The following is a 16,662-nucleotide window of genomic DNA, read 5'->3' as shown; positions in this document are numbered from 1 at the left end:
GCTATCCCTTCACAGCGCCGGCCACCAGGCCGGACAGGAACGTACGTTGGAAGACCAGATAGACGATCAAGCTGGGCAACATGGCGACGAGCGCCCCGGCGAGCAGCGGGCCGGGCCCGATCTCCGGATTGGTGCGCAACATCGACAACCCCACCCCGATCGGGTAGTTGTCCGGGGTCTCGGCCACGATCAGCGGCAGCAGGTACTGGTCCCAGACCATGTTGAAGCCGAAGATCGTGATCACGCCGAGCGCCGGACGGCACAACGGCAGGATGACCTGCAGGAAGATACGCAGCTCACCGGCGCCGTCAACGCGGGCGGCCTCCTCCAGTTCGGCCGGGATCTCCTTCATGAACTCGCTGATCACGAAGATCGAGAACCCCCACGCGCCCAGCGGCACGATCATGCCCAGCAGCGACCCCCTGAGCGAGACGCCCAGCAGCGGCAGATCGTTCAGCACCAGCGACAGCGGGATCGCGATGACCTCATCGGAGATCATCATCGTGGGCCAGGATGGCCACCAGCACGAACGCCTGCCCGCGAAACCTCTTCCGAGCCAGCGCGTACCCGGCGAAAACGCTCACCGTCACCTGCAGCAGCAGCCCGCCACCGGTGATGAACAGCGAGTTCATGAAGAACCGCCACAGACCCTGATCACCCGCCACCTCGAAGTTCACCAGCGTCGGGTTCGACGGGAACAACGACATCCGGCTGGGGTCGTTGCTCCGGTCGAACGCCCCCGTGAAGATCGCCAGCAGCGGCCCGCAGAAGACGACGAGCACGACGGCGTAGATGAGGATCCGGGCCGCGGACGCCAGGGGGTGCCTGCGCCCCCAGGCCCAGCCGAGCGTGGTGTCAAACATCGAGCTCCCTCACCTGGGCGAGCGTGGTCTCAGACATTGAGCTCCTTCCGCCTGCGGTAGAGCGTGACCGCGGCCGTGAGCAGCAGCGTCGCCACGAACAGCACCACCGAGGCGGCGGTGGCGAAGCCCATGTCGCCCGTACGGAAGCCGGTGGCGAAGATCCGCGTCATGATCACGTCGGTGGCGCCCGCCGGACCGCCGCCGGTGAGCACGTAGATCTCGGTGAACACGCGCAGGCTGCGGACGCAGGCCAGGATGATGAGGATCGTCACGACCGGCCGGAGCGCGGGGATCGTGACGTACCTGATCCGCTGCAGCAGGCCCGCGCCGTCGATCGCGGCCGCCTGGTAGAGCTGCCGGTCGATCCCGGCCAGCCCGGCCAGGATGATCATCATGTCGTACGGCGCGCCCTTCCAGATCCCGACCAGGATCACCCAGCCCAGAGCGCCGTTCGGGTCGTCCAGGAACTTCTGGGTGTCGCTGCCGAACCAGCCGAGCAGGGTGTTGAGCATGCCCTCCTCGCCGGGGAAGTACAGCAACCGCCACACTTCCGCCACCACCGCGGTCGCCGTGACGACCGGCAGGAAGGCCGCCGTACGGACGAACCACAACGTCCTGGCCCTGCCCTCCAGCAGCAGCGCGAGCACGAACCCGAGGAGGATCGAGCCGCCGGTCTGGCCCACCGCGTACACCAGGGTGTGGGCGGTGGCGTCGCGGAAGGCCTCCTCGGCGAAGACCCGGCGATAGTTCTCCAGCCCCAGCCACTCATTGCCGAGGAACGGCTGCACCTTGAAGAAGCTCAGCCACATGCCCTCGGCCATCGGGATGTACTTGAAGTAGAGGAAGAGGATCAGCGCGGGCGCCAGGAAGAGCCACGGCACCAGGGCCGCGTTCCGCCTGCGCGCTGTTCCGGTCCGGCTCGCCGGGGCGACGGCGGCGCGCTCCGTGGTGAGCGTCATCAGCCGACCTTCTGTGTGGCCAACTCGGTCTTGAAGCCCCCGGCCAGCTCGGTCAGCGCCGCCTGCACGTCGGTGCCGCAGTCGGCGAAGACCTTGTTGAGCGTCTCGGCCGACTTCTGCCGGAACGGCTGCCAGTTCGGCACGTTCGGGAAGTACTTGCCGTCCTTCTCGTAGATCTCCTTGATGGCCGTCCAACGGTCGTCCTGGCGTTCGGTGAACACGTCCACGCTCTTGTTCACGGGCAGCTTGACGATCGCACCGTCGGAGTTGCCCGCCATGCCGATCTTCTGCGCCTCAGGCGTGATGAGGTACTCGGCCAGCTTCTTCTGCCGGTCCTGGAGCTTGGAGCCGGCCATCAGGTAGATGTTCTCGCCCTCGGCCATCGAGGTCGCCCCTGCCGGGCCGGCCGGCGAGGGGATCACCTCGTACTTGTCCTTGCCCAGGCTCTTGTCGAACCGGCCGAACATGTACGGGCCGGTCAGGTAGATGCCGGCCTTGCCGGTCTCGAAGAACGGGTGGGCGTCCTTGGTGACCAGGGTGAGCGCGCCGGGGATGACGAGCTTGTCCTTGCAGAAGAGGTTCTGCAGCCACTTGACGGCTTCGACGGACTTCGGCTGGTCGATGGCAGGCGTGAACTTGCCGCCCGACTCGGTCAGGAACTCCCCGCCGCCCTGCCAGATGTAGGTGGAGGCCCACCAGGACGCGTACCCGCGCTCGGTGGAGGCCGGGACGACCATCCCGTACGTGTCGGCCTTGCCGTTGCCGTCCGGGTCCTTCTCCTGGAACGCCTTGGCCAGGGCGACCAGGTCCTCCCACGTCTTCGGGACCTCGGCGCCGACCTTCTCCCGCCAGTCCTTCCTGGTGAGCGTGGCGACGGTCTGCACGGTGTACGGCACCGCGTAGTACTTGCCGTCGTACCCCTTGGCCTGCTCCCACGCGCGTTCGTGCAGCTCGCCCTGGCCCGCGATCTGGTTGCGGTCCACCGGGCCGATCAGCCCTTGGCCGACGTTCGTCCCGAGCATGCCTGAGTCGTTGATGATGATGTCGGGCAGGTCGCGGGCGGCGACGGCCTCCTGCACTTTGCCGTCCCAGTTGTCCAGGACCGGCACGTACTTGGTCTTGATGCCGGTCTTGGCGGTGAACGCGGCCAGCACCTTCTTGGTCACCTCGGCGGACGCGGGCGAGGCCCGGTTCCAGACCTCGAGCAGATCGTCGGCGGCCGATGAGGAACCTCCGCAGGCTGACGTCGAGGCGATGAGACCAGTGGTCAGTCCGAGGGTGGCGAGCGAACGGCGGGGGGAGGGCATACGGCACTCCATACCTCAAATGAAGGGAGTTGCGAAAACTTTCGCAACTTCGATATGCCCCGTAACGTAGAGGAAACGTCGGATGTAGGTCAAGGCTGGCGGCTCTGGATGGTGGTGAACCGCATGCGCGCGGGACGGAGGTCGGATGTATTTCGCGCCGAAGGTCCGGCTACGCTGCCGCGGCGCCGCCCGGCCGCGTCACCATGCGCATCGGCGTCGGCCGCCCACGGTCCGCTCCCTCCGCGCTCTCATCCTGCGCCTGGTCCGCGAGAACCCGGGCTGGGGATATCGGCTGGAGCATGGTGAGCTCGCCACGCCCGGCACCAAGGTCGCACCATCCACGGTCTGGAAGATCCTCAAGCAGGAAGGCCTCGATGTCGCGCCCTGCGCGAGTACGAACGGTTCTACAACCAGCACCGAGCACATCAAGCCCTGCACCAAGCGGCCCCGCTGCGCACCGCACCCGATCCGATCACAGATCCGGAGAGACCGGCTCGGCGGCGTCCTCCACGAGTACTCACATGCCGCTTGACCTGCCTGGATGGAATTTTCGGCAGGCGCACAGTCGGCGCGGAAGCGGGCGCGACCTTTGCGAGCGTCCATGGGCCGAAGAAGGTGTCGTGCATCCGCGCGGGCCTCAGCCCGGATCCGCTTCCGAGATTACGAAGCGCCGTCCCGGGGCCCGCCCGCCTACGGCACCGTCGTGAGCGAGTACGCCACCGCGCTGGAGCACGCGCCGCTGTCGGCCGAGACGGCTGCCGCGCGACGGCCCCGCCAAGCGCAGCCGCGTCTACATCGCGCTGGACGACTTCTGCACCCGCCTGGGCCTGGGCAAGGCCAACGTCAGCCGGGAAGAACTGCCCAAGAACACGCCCGCATCAGCGAGGTCGTCCGCCTCGACGACATCCTGCTGTCGGCCCGCAAGGGCAAGCTGCGGCTGTACGGCAAGGGCGGCAAGTTCCGCGAAATCGACATCGACCCCAAACTCCGCACCGAACTGCGGCTCTGGCTCGACGAGCGCCCCACCTGGCCTCGCGCCGACGACACCGAGCCCTGTTCCTCAACGCCAAGGGCGCACGGCTGACCGCACGCGCCGCCGGCTAGGTCGGGAGTGTTCGCGAGCAAGAACCCTCACCAGTTGGTGAAGGCGCCGTCACGGGTGCGCAGGTGAGGGCGTTCAGCGGCGATGGCCTGATATTTCCGGGCCTCGGCCCGGTCGATGTCGACGCCGAGGCCGGGCAGGTCGGGGATCTCGAAGCGACCTCCTCGGACCACCGGCCGGGCGGTGAACACGTCCGGCAACTCGGGCAGGGCTTGGTGCTCCTGCACTCCGATGTACGGTGAAGCCAGGTTCAGGTGCAACGACGAGGCCGCCGTCACCGGGCCGAGCGGGTTGTGGGTGGCCAGCTTGACGTAGTGCGCCTCGCACATGGCGGCGATCTTCCTGGCCTCGGTGAGCCCGGCCGCCACGGCGATGTCCACCCTGGCATAGTCGATGAGGTCCTGCTCGATGAGCCGCTGGAACTCCCATTTCGACCCGAACTGCTCGCCCGCCGCCAGCGGCACCGCCGTGCGGGATCTCAACGACCGGTACACCTCCAGGCTCTCGCACCGCAGCGGGTCCTCCACAAAGTACGGCTTGGCCGCCTCGATCTCGCGGCACAATGTCACGGCCTCGGGCAGGTCGAGCCGCGTGTGCACGTCGAGGATCAGCTCCACGTCGTCGCCCACGGCCTGCCGTACGGCATGGAACAGGTCGATGCCCCACCGCATCGAGGCCCGCTGGTCCAGGGTGCCGTCCTCGTCATGGGGCACGGCGAAGCGAAGGTGCCGCCAGCCTTCCGCGACGAGCGCCCGCGCCCGGTCCAGGAACGCCTCGAGGTCGTAGTAGTCGTCGCCCAGGTGGGCGTAGGCGGGGACGTGGTCACGCGTCCGTCCCCCGAACAGGTCGTAGACCGGCGCTTCAAGCGTCTTGCCCCGGATGTCCCACAGCGCCACGTCGATGGCGGCTATGGCGGACGACAGGATGCGATCGGCCGGGAAGAAGCCCCGGCGGAACATCACCTGCCACAGGTGCTCGATCCTGGTGGGATCCTCGCCCAGCAGGAGTTCGCCCAGGTGCTCGATCGCCCCCGAGACCGCTTTCTGCCGCGAGCGGATGCCCACCTCGCCGATGCCGTGCACGCCCTCGTCGGTGTCGACGACGACCAGCATCATGCTGTCGCCGTGCTCGGGCAGCGTGAGCACTTCCCAACCAGTGATCTTCACAGATGAACTCCTATGAGAACGTTACCGGGATTCTCAGGAACTCAATCATGCATCCTTCTTGCGGCGTTAGCCAGAGCGGATTTAACAGGTTGGTGACCGCGGGGAAACGCTCTTGACGCTTCCGGGAACGTTTGCAACCATCCTCCGTACCGGTACGAGGAGGACAGCGTGGCAGTGACGATCAGGCAGGTGGCGCAGGCGGCCGGGGTGTCGGTCTCGACGGTCTCTCGCGCGTTCACCGCCCCCGATCAGGTACAGCCCCAGACCTTGCAGCGCATCCGGGACGCGGCCGCGAAACTGGGGTACGCGCCCAACCCGGCGGCCCGCTCACTGCGTGGCGGGAAGACCGAGTCTCTCGGGCTGATCATCCCCGACATCGCCAACCCGTTCTTCCCGCCCATCTTCAAGGCGATGCAGGCCCGGGCCCGCAGGCTCGGCTACACCGTGCTGGCCGCCGACACCGACGAGCGGGAGTCCGACGAGCTGGAGACCATTGCCGCGGTCTCCAAGCGGGTCGACGGCATGATCCTGTGGGCCTCCACCCTCTCGGAGGACAGGCTGGGCGAGCTGGCGGAGACCATGCCGGTGGTCCTGGTGAACCGGCAGGTGCCCGGCATCCCGGAGATCCGGATCTCCCTGACCGCCGGCATCTCCCAGGCGGCCGAGCACCTGAAGGCCTACGGCCACACCAGGTGTGTCTTCATCAACGGCTCGCGGCCCGAGCTCAGCCGCGGCAAGTCGATAAGAGAGGCGTTCGAGGCGCACGACCTGTCCCTCGTCGAGCTCGGCCCCTACGAGCCGCGCTTCGAGACCGGCGTGCACGCCGCCACCCTGGTCACCTCCGCCGACGCCACCGCGGTGCTCGCCCACAACGACCTGGTCGCGCTCGGTGTGCTGCACCAGCTCGCCAAGCTGGGCGTCGACGTGCCGCGCGACGTCAGCGTGATCGGCATAGACGACACGCTGCTCGCCGAGACCGCCACCCCGTCGCTGACCACCATCCGCATCTCGGCCGAGGAGCTCGCCACCCAGGCCGCCGACCTCCTGCTCGACACCATCGGCGGGCGGGGCGGCGGGCGCGTCGTGGAGATCGGCTCCCGGCTCATCCCCAGATCCTCGACCGGTCCCGTCCACAGCTGACCGAAGACCTCGCGGTACCGTCCGCCGATCATCGGCAACCCCGCGGTACCGTCCGCCACTCACCGACAACCCCGTGGTACGGCATGCCGTTCCACCGTCCCACCCTGCCGTCTTTAACACCCTTTTTGATGCTATGACCTGAACGCGGGAGTTCAGATGAAGAAGATCACCGCCTCCCTCGGCGTGGCCGTCCTGGCCACGGCCGTCGCCGCATGCGGATCGTCCTCCGGTGCCGGGCAGGAGTCCGGCACCATCACCCTCAGGGTCCAGGGCATGCCGCCGGCGACCGACAAGCCGAGTCTGGCCGCGTTCGAGAAGATGGTCGCCGACTTCGAGAAGCAGAATCCCGGCATCGCCGTTGAAGGCTCCCCGGCCGCCTACGACCCGCTGACGTTCTCCGCCAAACTGGCCGGCGGCAAGGTCGAGGACGTGATCAAGGTGCCGCTCACCGAGCCGCAGGGGCTCATCGCCCGCAAGCAGGTCAAGCCGCTGGCCGCGGAGCTGGCCAAGTGGCCGCACTACAAGGAGTTCAACCCGCAGGTCCTGCGGCCGCTGAGCGACCCTGCCGGTGAGGTGTACGGCGTGCCCCAATCGCCCTTCGCGATGGGACTCGTCTACAACCGGGAGCTGTTCGCGAAGGCGGGCCTCGATCCCGACAAGCCGCCGACGACCTGGGATGAGGTTCGGGCCCAGGCCAAGCGGATCGCCGAGAAGACCGGCAAGGCCGGGTTCGTGCACGAGTCCAAGAACAACCAGGGCGGCTGGCAGCTCACCAAGCTGACCTACACCTTCGGCGGCGAGATGGAGAAACCCGCCGGCGACACGTGGGTGGCGGCCTTCAACGCCGACCCGACCAAGCGGGCGCTGACCCTGCTCAAGGAGATGCGCTGGACCGACGACTCCATGGGTGACAACCAGCTCAACGACCAGAACGACGTGATCAAGCGGTTCGCCGCCGGCGAGATCGGGATGTACCTGGGCACGCCCGGCACGTACCGGCTGGCCAAGATGACCTACGGCATGCCGAACATCGACGCGTTCGGCATCGGGCCGCTCCCGCAGGCGGGCGGGAACGCCACGCTGACCGGCGGTGACGTCTACATGGTGCCCAAGTCGGCCTCCGCCGAGAAGACGGCCGCGGCCGTCAAGTGGCTGCTGTTCGCCTACGCCCAGCCGCAGTACGACACCGGCGCCGCCGCCGAACGGGCCAAGGCGCTGGCGGCCGCCCCGAACGCCGCCGTGGGCGTGCCGACGCTGCCGATGTTCGACGAAGCCCAGCAGGCCAAGATCGACGAAGCCGTCAAGCCGTACGTGAACGTCAAGCTCGAGCACTTCCGGCCGTGGATCGAGGGCACCCCCAAGCTCCAGCTCCGCGCCGAACCCCCGGTGCAGGCCCAGGCCGTCTACGCCGTGCTCGACAGCGTGGTGCAGGCCGTACTGACCGACCGGGACGCCGACGTCGACGCCCTCCTCACCAAGGCCGAAACCGACGTGAACGCCAAGCTCGCCGCGAGCCGGCAGTGACGCTCGCCCCGCGCCTCGCTCGCCGCGAGCCGGCGGTGACGGTCGCCCCACGCGCCGGCAGACGGGGGAACTCCGTCATGGCGTTCCTCTTCCTCGTCCCGGCCTTCGTCGCCTTCGGCGTGTTCTCCTACTGGCCGATGATCCGCGGGCTGCTGATCTCCTTCCAGGAGACGAACCTGGTCGACCCGGCCACGTGGGTGGGGCTGGACAACTTCACCGCGCTCGGCCGGGACCCGCTGCTCTACACGGCGATCGCGAACACCCTGCTGTTCGTCGGGCTGGGACTGCTCATCGGGTTTCCGGCGCCGCTGATCCTGGCCACCGTCATGTCGACGGTGCGGAAGGGCGCCGGGGTCTACCGCTTCCTGGTCTATCTCCCGGTGGTGATCCCGCCGGTGGTGGCGATCCTGCTGTGGAAGTGGTTCTACGATCCCGGGCACGGCCTGTTCAACGAGTTGCTGGGCCTGATCGGCGTGGGCCCCTTCCCCTGGCTGGAGTCGCCCAGGACCGCGATGCTCAGCCTGGTCATCCAGTCGACCTGGGCCTGGATGGGCAGCACGGTTCTCATCTACCTCGCCGCCATGGTGACCATCCCCTCGGAGCTCTACGAGGCGGCGCAGATGGACGGCGCGTCGATCGGGCGCAGGCTGTGGCACATAACCCTGCCCCAGCTCCGCCCCACCATCGGCCTGCTGCTCCTCCTCCAGCTGGTCAGCACCACGCAGGTGTTCACCGAGCCCTACGTCTTCACCGACGGCGGCCCGGAGAACAGCACGCTCACGATCCTCCTGCTGATCTTCAGGTACGCCTTCCGGGACGGCGCCTACGGCCAGGCCGCCGCGCTCGCCTTCCTCCTGGCGATCTTCCTGGGCCTCATGTCGGCGATCTACCTGCGGGCCACCCGCGCCTGGAGCTCCTCATGAGCCTGATCTCCCCCGTCGAGGAGCGCCGCCCGGCGGTCAGGGCGGCCGTGCGCGCGGTACAGTGGCTCACCCTCGCGCTTCTCCTGGTGATCGGCATCGGCCCGCTCTACATGACCGTCAAGGGCGCGGTCTCCCCCGCCACCGACCTGATCGCCAAGCCGCTCGAACTCTGGCCGGGCGACCCCCGGCCGGAGAACTTCGGCACCGCCTGGAACGATCTGGGCATCGGCCACTACCTGCTCAACACGCTCCAGGTCGTCGGCGGCTCATGGGCCGTCCAGCTGGTCGTGGCGATCACCGCCGGCTACTCCCTGTCGGTGCTGAAGCCCAGGCTCGGCAGGCTGATCTACGGCGCGATCCTGGCCACGATGTTCGTCCCCTACACGGTCTCGATGGCCAGCCTCTTCCTGACCATCATCGACCTGGGCCTCGTCGACTCCTACTGGTCGATCTGGCTGCCCGCGGGGGCCAGCGCCTTCAACGTCCTGCTGGCCAAGCGCTTCTTCGACGCGCTGCCGCCGGAGCTCTTCGCCGCCGCCAAGGTGGACGGCGCCAACTCCTGGCAGCTCCTGACCAGGATCGTGCTGCCGATGAGCCGCCCGATCCTGGCCGTCATCAGCCTGATCGCGATCATGCACAGCTGGAAGGACTTCATCTGGCCGCTCGTGGCCATCACCGACCCGGACAAGCAGCCCGTCAGTGTGGCCCTGGCCACGCTGGCCGACCAGGCGCCGCAGGACGTGCTGATCGCCAGCATGGCGATGGCGCTGGCCCCGCCGGTCCTGCTGTTCCTGGTCTTCCAGAAGTACGTCGTCGCCGGGCTCGGTTTCACCGGTGTCAAAGGCTAATCACGAAAGGCAGACCCCCGTGCCTGAAGTCTCCCGCCGTACCCTCCTCCAGGCCGCCGCGCTGACCGGCGCGGCCTCCGCTCTCACCGCCGCCCCCGCCCAGGCGGACGGCCTGTCGATCTCGGCCGACGGCATCGCTCTTGTCGCCGAGGCCGACGGCTCGATCGTGGTCCGCGACGGTTCGGGAACCGATCGTCTCAGGATCGGCCACTTCATGATCAAGGACAGCGTGCTCGGGCAGCAGCGTACGTTCGGCGGCACGCCGAGCCTGACCACCGTGGACGGGCAGCCAGCCCTCCAGGTCGTCTACAAGATGTCGGCAAGCGCCTCGGCGGTGACCGTGCGCGGCACGTTCACCGTGGCCGCCCGCCGGGCGAGCCTGAAGTGGGAGGTGAGCGGCAGCGCCACGCTGACTCCCGGCGGCTACATGTTCTCCCGCACCCTGATCGGCAACACGGCGCCCGAGAAGTACGTGCCCGCCACCGCCTGGACCAAGGACGCGCGTGGCGGCGTGCCGTACGAGGTCAACGCCGGCTCGCTCTATCAGGAAACCTGGGCGGACACCCGAGCCTACTTCCGGCTGTGGAGCTCAAGGCCTGCCTTCACCAACGCCACCTGGATGCACGCACCCGCGGGCGAGGATGGGGCGACCCAGGTCGAGCTGGTCCTCGGCGACATGCGGCCGGGCGCGGCCAACGCCGTGGCGACCGCCGCGCCGCTCGGCGTGGACGTGTGGAGCGACCAGCCTTTCGGCCTCTACGAGCCGGGCGCGGCCCTGGCCGTGAACGCCCAGGTGGTCAACGGCGGCGGCGCGCCCAAGCCGGTGAGCCTCACCTGGTGGGCGCGCGACTTCAACGGCGCCGTGCTCGGCGGCGGCCGCCTCGACAGGACCGTGGAAGCCAGCGGCGCCTGGACCGAGGCGCTCACCGTGCCGGCGCCCTCGCAGGGCATCGTGTTCGTCGAGGTCAAGGCCGCCTCGGGTGGCGAGGAGGCGTTCGCGCGCACCAACCTGGCCACGCTGAAGCCGCACGCCTACCAGAGCGAGGGCCTCTTCGGCATCTCCAACTACACCTGGCTGCTTGTCCCGGACAAGGAGCAGGTCGGCCGGTTGATGCAGAAGATCGGCGTCAAGTGGGTGCGCATCGCCTACGACGGCGCGCCGGGCATCCCGCCCGCCGAACTCGACGCGCTGGGCATCGGGCACAACGTCCAGCTCGGTGGGGTGATCTATAACGGCACGGCGGAGCAGGTCGCCGCCTGGGCGGACGACCGCGCCAGGATCGCCCGCGAGTCCGGCGCGACCTACTTCGAGGTGGCCAACGAGCTGAACCAGCCCTGGATGTCGGGGCAGAAGGCGGCCGAATACGTGCGCGACGGTCTGAAGCCGATCCACGACCGGCTCAAGGACTCCGGCATCAAGCTGATGAACTGCGGCCTCGGCGGCATGGACTACCGGTGGACGGCCAACTTCCACGCGGCCGGCGGCTGGGACCTGATCGACGCGTTCGCCTTCCACCCGGGCCGCGGCAACTTCACCGCCGACTACGCCCCGCCGCCGGAGGAGTGGGAGCAGGGCTCCAACGGGTCCTACTGGAACTTCCTCGGCTCGTTGCGCAAGGCCAGGCAGACGTTGGACGAGTACGGCGGGGACAAGGAGCTGTGGCTGACCGAGGCCTACGCCTGCACCCGGCCCAACGCCTGGTGGAACGACACGATCCGCCAGGCCGCGGAGAACACGCTCCTGCAGCTCGCCCTCTGCCTGTCGGAAGGGGTGGACGGGGTCAACTGGTACCAGCCGCACGACAGCACCATCCATCACCCGCAGGAGGCGGACCCGAACAACGTCGAATACCACCACGGGCTGCTGAACCGCGACACGAGCATCAAACCCACCCTGCTCGCCTTCGCCACGGCCACGCGCCACCTGGAGGGCGCGACCTTCAAGCGCTGGCTCACCTTCGCCGACCCCGATCTGAAGGGCCTGCTGTTCGACACGCCGCGGGGCAAGCTGGCCGTCCTGTGGAGCCGCAAGGACGGCTACATCCTCAACCGGGACCATGGTGAGGACCAGTGGTATCCGCATCCCGAGGCCTGGGAGGACAGCTGGCCCACCAAAACCTCCCTGTCGCTGAAGACCTCCGGGCAGACGGTCCGGGAGATCGACTGCATCGGGCAGGAACGCACCATCACCGCCGACGGTCGCCGCGTGCGGGTCACCCTGGACGGCGCCCCGCGTCTCTACTACGGGCTGGAGCTATGAGATCGGAAACCCTTTCCCGCGACGTGACCGTGGTCGGCGGCGGCCTGGCCGGCGTCAACGCCGCCGTCGCCGCGGCCCGGCTGGGCCGTACGGTCGCCCTCGTCACCAACCGGCCCGTGCTCGGCGGCAACTCCAGCAGCGAGGTACGGGTCTGGGTGGTCGGGGCGACCGGCCACGGCAAGAACCACAACGCCCGCGAGGGCGGCATCATGGGCGAGCTCTTCCTGGAGAACCAGTACCGGAACCCGCACGGCAATCCGTACTTCTGGGACACGACCGTCCTCGACCTGGTGCGGCAGGAGCCGAACATCGCGCTCTTCCTCAACACCGACGTACGGGAGGTGTCGTGCTCGGCGGGGCGGATCGACTCCGTGGCCGGTTGGATGATGGGCTCGGAACGGCTGATCACCTTCGAGTCGCCGATCTTCCTGGACTGCACCGGGGACGGGCTGGTCGGCCACCTGGCCGGCGCCCGCCACCGGATCGGCCGTGAGGGGCGCGCGGAGCACGGCGAGCCGTGGGCGCCCGAGGTGCCCGACGACATCACGCTCGGCAGCACGCTGCTCTTCTACACCAAGGACGCGGGCGAGCCGGTCCGTTACGTCCCGCCGGGCTTCGCCAAGGACATCACCGAGACCTCGATCCCCGAGCGGCGGATCATCAGGGCGGGCGACAACGGCTGCGCCTACTGGTGGATCGAGTTCGGCGGCGAGCTGGACACCGTGCACGACAACGACCGCATCCGGGACGAGCTGTGGTCGGTCATCTACGGCATCTGGGACTACATCAAGAACTCGGGGAAGTTCGACGCCGAGACCATGACCCTGGAGTGGGTGGGCGCGCTGCCCGGCAAGCGGGAGTACCGCCGCTTCCTCGGCGACCATGTGCTCACCCAGCATGACGTGCTGGGCCAGACGCCCTTCGAGGACCGGATCGCCTTCGGCGGATGGTCGATCGACCTGCACCCGCCGCAGGGCATGTACGCGAAGGAGGACGGCGCGAAGCAGCGCTACGCCGACGGGATCTACCACATCCCGTACCGGTCCATCTATTCGCAGAACGTGCCCAACCTGCTCATGGCCGGGCGGAACATCTCGGCGTCGCACGTGGCGTTCGGTTCGACCAGGGTCATGGCCACCTGCGCCACAATCGGCCAGGCAGCCGGCACGGCGGCCGCATTGTGCGTCGCCGACGGCGTCTCCCCCCGGGAACTGGACGTGCGCGCTCTGCGGACGACCCTCCTGCGGGAGGACGGCTCGATCATCGGCCTGCCGTACGAGGATCCCGCCGATCTCGCTCGTGCGGCCACCGCCGCCGCGTCGAGCGCGTTGTCCCGGCTGGAGGTGGAGACCTCGGCCGAGACCTGGCCGCTGGAGGCGGACGCCGGCCTGATCCTGCCCGTCGACCCGGCCCTGGACTCGGTGGAGCTCATGCTCGACGCGGCGGCCGGGGCGGAGCTGATCGTGGACCTCTACGATCCGATGCTGGGCCAGAACTACGTGCCGCGGGACCTGATCGCCTCGCACACCGTTCCGGTGGAACCGGGGAAGAACCAGTGGGTCCGCGTGGATCTGTCGTTCCGGCCTGCTCGGGCGCAGAACGCGTTCCTCCTGATCCACGCGAACCCCGACCTCGCCCTCCACGTCGCCGACCGGCCCACCCCCGGCGTGCTCTGCCTGACCCGGGTTCCGCTGCGCCCCCAGGACGAGGCACCCCAACTGCTGCGGGAGTGGTCCGACTCGGGCCTGCTGCGCCGTACGTTCTGCCATCGGACCGGCCCGACCGAGGCCTTCGCGCCGTCCAAGGCGATCGACGGCTTCCAGCGCCCGCACGCGGGGCCCCACATGTGGGTGTCGGACCGGCTGCCCGCCACCCTCGAACTGTCCTGGCCCTCGCCGGTGACGATCGGCCGCGTCGACGTGCTGGCCGACGACGACGTGAACGAGGACCTGATCAACCTGCACCACCACCGCACGCCGTTCGAGGTCATGCCGACGCTGGTCCGCGACTACCGGTTGGAGGTGCGGCAGGGCGGCGGCTGGCGGACGGTGTCCGAGGTGCGCGACAACCGGCGGCGCCGCAACGTCCACGACCTCGAGCCGGTCACCACCGACGCGCTGAGGATCGTGGTGGACGCCGGCAACGGGACCCCGTACGCCCATGTCGTGGCGGTTCGCGTGTATGAGTAGACGCATGAAGCGTGTCCTGGTCACCGGCGCCGCCGGCCGTATCGGCCGGGCCGTCCTCGACCTGCTCGGGCAGCAGGGGATCACGGCCAACGCCCTCGTGCTGGAAGATCCGGGAGATCTGAAGGCCGAGCTGGTCGTCGCGGGATCCGCGACGGACTCGCACGCCGTACGGAAGGCTCTCAAGGGGGCGGACGCCGTGATCCATCTCGCGGCGATCCCCACCCCCGAACGGCATCCGGCCGAGGAGGTCTTCGCTGCCAACACCCAGGCCACCTTCACCGTGCTGGAACAGGCGGGCCGGGCCGGGATCAGGCAGGTGTGCACGGCCAGCAGCACGGCGATCTCGGGCCTTCCTTTCGCCGCGCGCACCCTCCACCCGCGGTACGCCCCGGTGGACGAGGAGCAGCCGTCCCTTTCCGAGGATCCCTACGCGCTGTCCAAGCAGGTCGACGAGCTGACCGCCCAGATGATGTCGCGACGCCACCGCATGTCGGTGACCGCCCTGCGCCTGCCGTACGTCGGCGGCTTCGACGAGCGCCTCCTCGACTTCGCGGGGAGGTGCGAGCTGGACCCCGGCCTGCACGCGGCCGGCCTGTGGGCCTACCTCGAAACCCGGGACGCGGCCCGGGCGTGCCTGCTCGGCCTCGCCCTCGGCGGCTGCCACGTCATCACCGTGGCGGCCCCGGAAACCCTCGTCTCCCACCCCACCGAGGATCTGCTCCGCCATTTCCATCCCACGACCGAGATCCGCCGTCCGCTGCCAGGCCGCACGGTCCCCCTGAACCTGACCAGGGCGACCGGCGTTCTCGGCTTCAGCGCGGAATTTCACGTGTGACGGTGAACCTATGCGCAGGTGGCCGGGATCGGGTGGGCGCGGGGTGCGTAGCCGGCCCGGTCCCTCGCCAGCAAGGCGTCGGCCGCCGTTGTGCTCTTCCGGGCAGGCAGGGCGCGGGCGCAGGCGTCTTCGCGGGGCGCGGCGGAGGTCAAGGTCCCACAACCTGACCGTTCCGTCGACGCCCGGCGCTGGCCGGCATCGCTTCGCGGGGGTGGAATGCGATGCCGACGACCGGGCTCTGATGGCCGGTGAGGGTGACCTACGGCTGGTAGGTGCGGGTGTTCCACAGCCGAACGCTGCCGTCGCCGGCGGCCACCAGGGTTTCGTCCGGGCTGTAGGCCACGCTGTGGGCTTCGCGGGTGAAGCGGGCGGGGGTGTCCCGCTCGAAAACACGGTTTCGTGTTGTGAACTGGGGTTTCCTGCGTGATCAGGGCGGTGACGGCGACCATCGCAAGGCGCCGACCGGCTCTGGCTTACGGCATTGTCGCAGCTGATCCACCGCCGCCGGTGAGCGGAACTGCTCCCCGTCACCCCGGCGACGATCCTACGCTGGCGTAAGTGGACCTTCACCGACAAGCGGCGCCCAGGACGGCCCTCCACCCGCCGGCCGGTCAAGGCACTGGTTGTGCGGATGGCGCGGGAGCACCCAGGGTGAGTCGGCTCGCCTGGGCTACCCGATCGCGCCGGACCGCTCGCGGCTCGGACACCGAGCGGACCATCGCCCGAATCCGGCGCCTGACCCTGGACCGGCTGACCGACGCTCCGCGGGCCGGACAGCTGCTGCGGCCCCTGGCCTGGTACGGCGCCGACGCTATCCCCCGGACCTTGCCGGGCGCCTTGGACGTCCCCGCACCGGATCTGCAGCAGGCGCTGAACAGCCTGGCCGCCTACAACATGATCAGCTTGTACGAGACCGGCATCACGGTGCACCGGCTCGTCCAAGCCGTCGCCCGCACCCCCGACGCCACCGATCCCCACCGCCAACGCGGCGACATCGACACCTGCCGCAAGCAGGCCACCACCTTGCTCAACCGCACCCTGCCCGATTGGCCCGTACACCCGGACGACTGGCCTGCCTGGCGGACATTCCTGCCCCACGTCGCCGCCCTGACCGAGCACGCGCCCTCCGCCACTGACCCCCAGGACACCGCCCGTCTGCTCAACGAGACCGGGCTCTTCCTCGGCACCCAGGGCGCCATCATCTCCGCGATCGACTACCTCCAGCGCGCGACCAACGCGTACCAGCGAGCCCTCGGCGACAGCCACCCCGCCACCCTGGCCTGCCGCAACAACCTGGCCGGCGCCTACCGAGCGGCCGAAGACCTACGCCGCGCCATCCCGCTGCACGAGACCACGCTGGCGGATCAGGCGCGGATACTGGGCGACGCCCACCCCATCACCCTGATCCCGCAACAACCTCGCCACCGCCTACCAGAAGGCATCTGACAAAGGGAGCTTGTCACCTGAAGTGTGTAAAGTCCTACTCTGAGTAACGAAGAGTGCTCTTTATCTGATTTACTTGATCCTTCCCGGATAAGCGATCTCG

General features: G+C 68.8%; 14 protein-coding genes. 9 read left to right on the top strand and 5 right to left on the bottom strand.

Features of this window, described 5'->3' with window-relative positions; genetic code table 11:
- Position 1: 1 nt before the first annotated feature.
- From ACIBI9_RS59655 to ACIBI9_RS59640, 4 genes are read right to left on the bottom strand one after another with little or no spacing between them, the layout of a single operon-like run.
- On the bottom strand, positions 2-502 hold the full coding sequence (locus ACIBI9_RS59655; RefSeq protein ID WP_397236686.1) for a carbohydrate ABC transporter permease: 501 nt from the start codon (positions 500-502) through the stop codon (positions 2-4).
- The gene (locus ACIBI9_RS59650) at positions 486-863 is read right to left on the bottom strand and encodes a hypothetical protein (protein ID WP_397236684.1); all 378 of its coding nucleotides are present in this window, start codon (positions 861-863) and stop codon (positions 486-488) included. The genes ACIBI9_RS59655 and ACIBI9_RS59650 overlap by 17 nt, the downstream gene beginning before the upstream one ends.
- 29 nt (positions 864-892) lie before the next feature.
- Complete coding sequence (locus ACIBI9_RS59645; RefSeq protein ID WP_397236682.1) at positions 893-1,822, bottom strand: carbohydrate ABC transporter permease; 930 nt, start codon at positions 1,820-1,822, stop codon at positions 893-895.
- A complete protein-coding gene (locus ACIBI9_RS59640; RefSeq protein ID WP_397236680.1) occupies positions 1,822-3,129 on the bottom strand; it encodes an extracellular solute-binding protein in 1,308 nt (435 codons plus the stop codon). The genes ACIBI9_RS59645 and ACIBI9_RS59640 overlap by 1 nt, the downstream gene beginning before the upstream one ends.
- 703 nt (positions 3,130-3,832) lie before the next feature.
- Between ACIBI9_RS59640 and ACIBI9_RS59635 the strand changes: the two genes are divergently transcribed.
- Entirely contained in the window at positions 3,833-4,213 is a 381-nt protein-coding gene (locus ACIBI9_RS59635) for a hypothetical protein (protein WP_397236678.1), read from the top strand.
- Between the two features lie 47 nt (positions 4,214-4,260).
- Here ACIBI9_RS59635 and ACIBI9_RS59630 read toward each other — a convergent pair whose 3' ends face one another.
- Entirely contained in the window at positions 4,261-5,397 is a 1,137-nt protein-coding gene (locus ACIBI9_RS59630) for a mandelate racemase/muconate lactonizing enzyme family protein (RefSeq protein WP_397236676.1), read from the bottom strand.
- A gap of 168 nt (positions 5,398-5,565) precedes the next feature.
- On the opposite strand from ACIBI9_RS59630, the gene ACIBI9_RS59625 reads away from it, so the two are divergent.
- The 8 genes from ACIBI9_RS59625 to ACIBI9_RS59590 all read left to right on the top strand — a co-directional run bounded on the left by ACIBI9_RS59625 (position 5,566) and on the right by ACIBI9_RS59590 (position 16,562).
- Complete coding sequence (locus tag ACIBI9_RS59625; protein ID WP_397236674.1) at positions 5,566-6,537, top strand: LacI family DNA-binding transcriptional regulator; 972 nt, start codon at positions 5,566-5,568, stop codon at positions 6,535-6,537.
- A 156-nt stretch (positions 6,538-6,693) separates the two neighbouring features.
- Positions 6,694-8,061, top strand: coding sequence for an ABC transporter substrate-binding protein (locus tag ACIBI9_RS59620; protein ID WP_397236672.1), 1,368 nt, complete (start codon positions 6,694-6,696; stop codon positions 8,059-8,061).
- Between the two features lie 77 nt (positions 8,062-8,138).
- Positions 8,139-8,984: a carbohydrate ABC transporter permease gene (locus tag ACIBI9_RS59615; protein WP_397236670.1), complete on the top strand. Its 846-nt coding sequence runs from the start codon at positions 8,139-8,141 to the stop codon at positions 8,982-8,984.
- On the top strand, positions 8,981-9,832 hold the full coding sequence (locus ACIBI9_RS59610; protein ID WP_397236668.1) for a carbohydrate ABC transporter permease: 852 nt from the start codon (positions 8,981-8,983) through the stop codon (positions 9,830-9,832). Before ACIBI9_RS59615 ends, ACIBI9_RS59610 begins: the two co-directional genes overlap by 4 nt.
- A gap of 19 nt (positions 9,833-9,851) precedes the next feature.
- Entirely contained in the window at positions 9,852-12,092 is a 2,241-nt protein-coding gene (locus ACIBI9_RS59605; protein ID WP_397236666.1) for a hypothetical protein, read from the top strand.
- Positions 12,089-14,281, top strand: coding sequence for an FAD-dependent oxidoreductase (locus tag ACIBI9_RS59600; RefSeq protein ID WP_397236664.1), 2,193 nt, complete (start codon positions 12,089-12,091; stop codon positions 14,279-14,281). The genes ACIBI9_RS59605 and ACIBI9_RS59600 overlap by 4 nt, the downstream gene beginning before the upstream one ends.
- Positions 14,282-14,285: 4 nt before the next feature.
- Positions 14,286-15,116, top strand: coding sequence for an NAD-dependent epimerase/dehydratase family protein (locus ACIBI9_RS59595; protein WP_397236662.1), 831 nt, complete (start codon positions 14,286-14,288; stop codon positions 15,114-15,116).
- 651 nt (positions 15,117-15,767) lie between these two features.
- Entirely contained in the window at positions 15,768-16,562 is a 795-nt protein-coding gene (locus tag ACIBI9_RS59590; protein ID WP_397236660.1) for a tetratricopeptide repeat protein, read from the top strand.
- Positions 16,563-16,662: the final 100 nt, after the last annotated feature.

Source organism: Nonomuraea sp. NPDC050451 (assembly GCF_044458585.1).
This window is presented reverse-complemented; position numbering and strand designations above follow the sequence as displayed.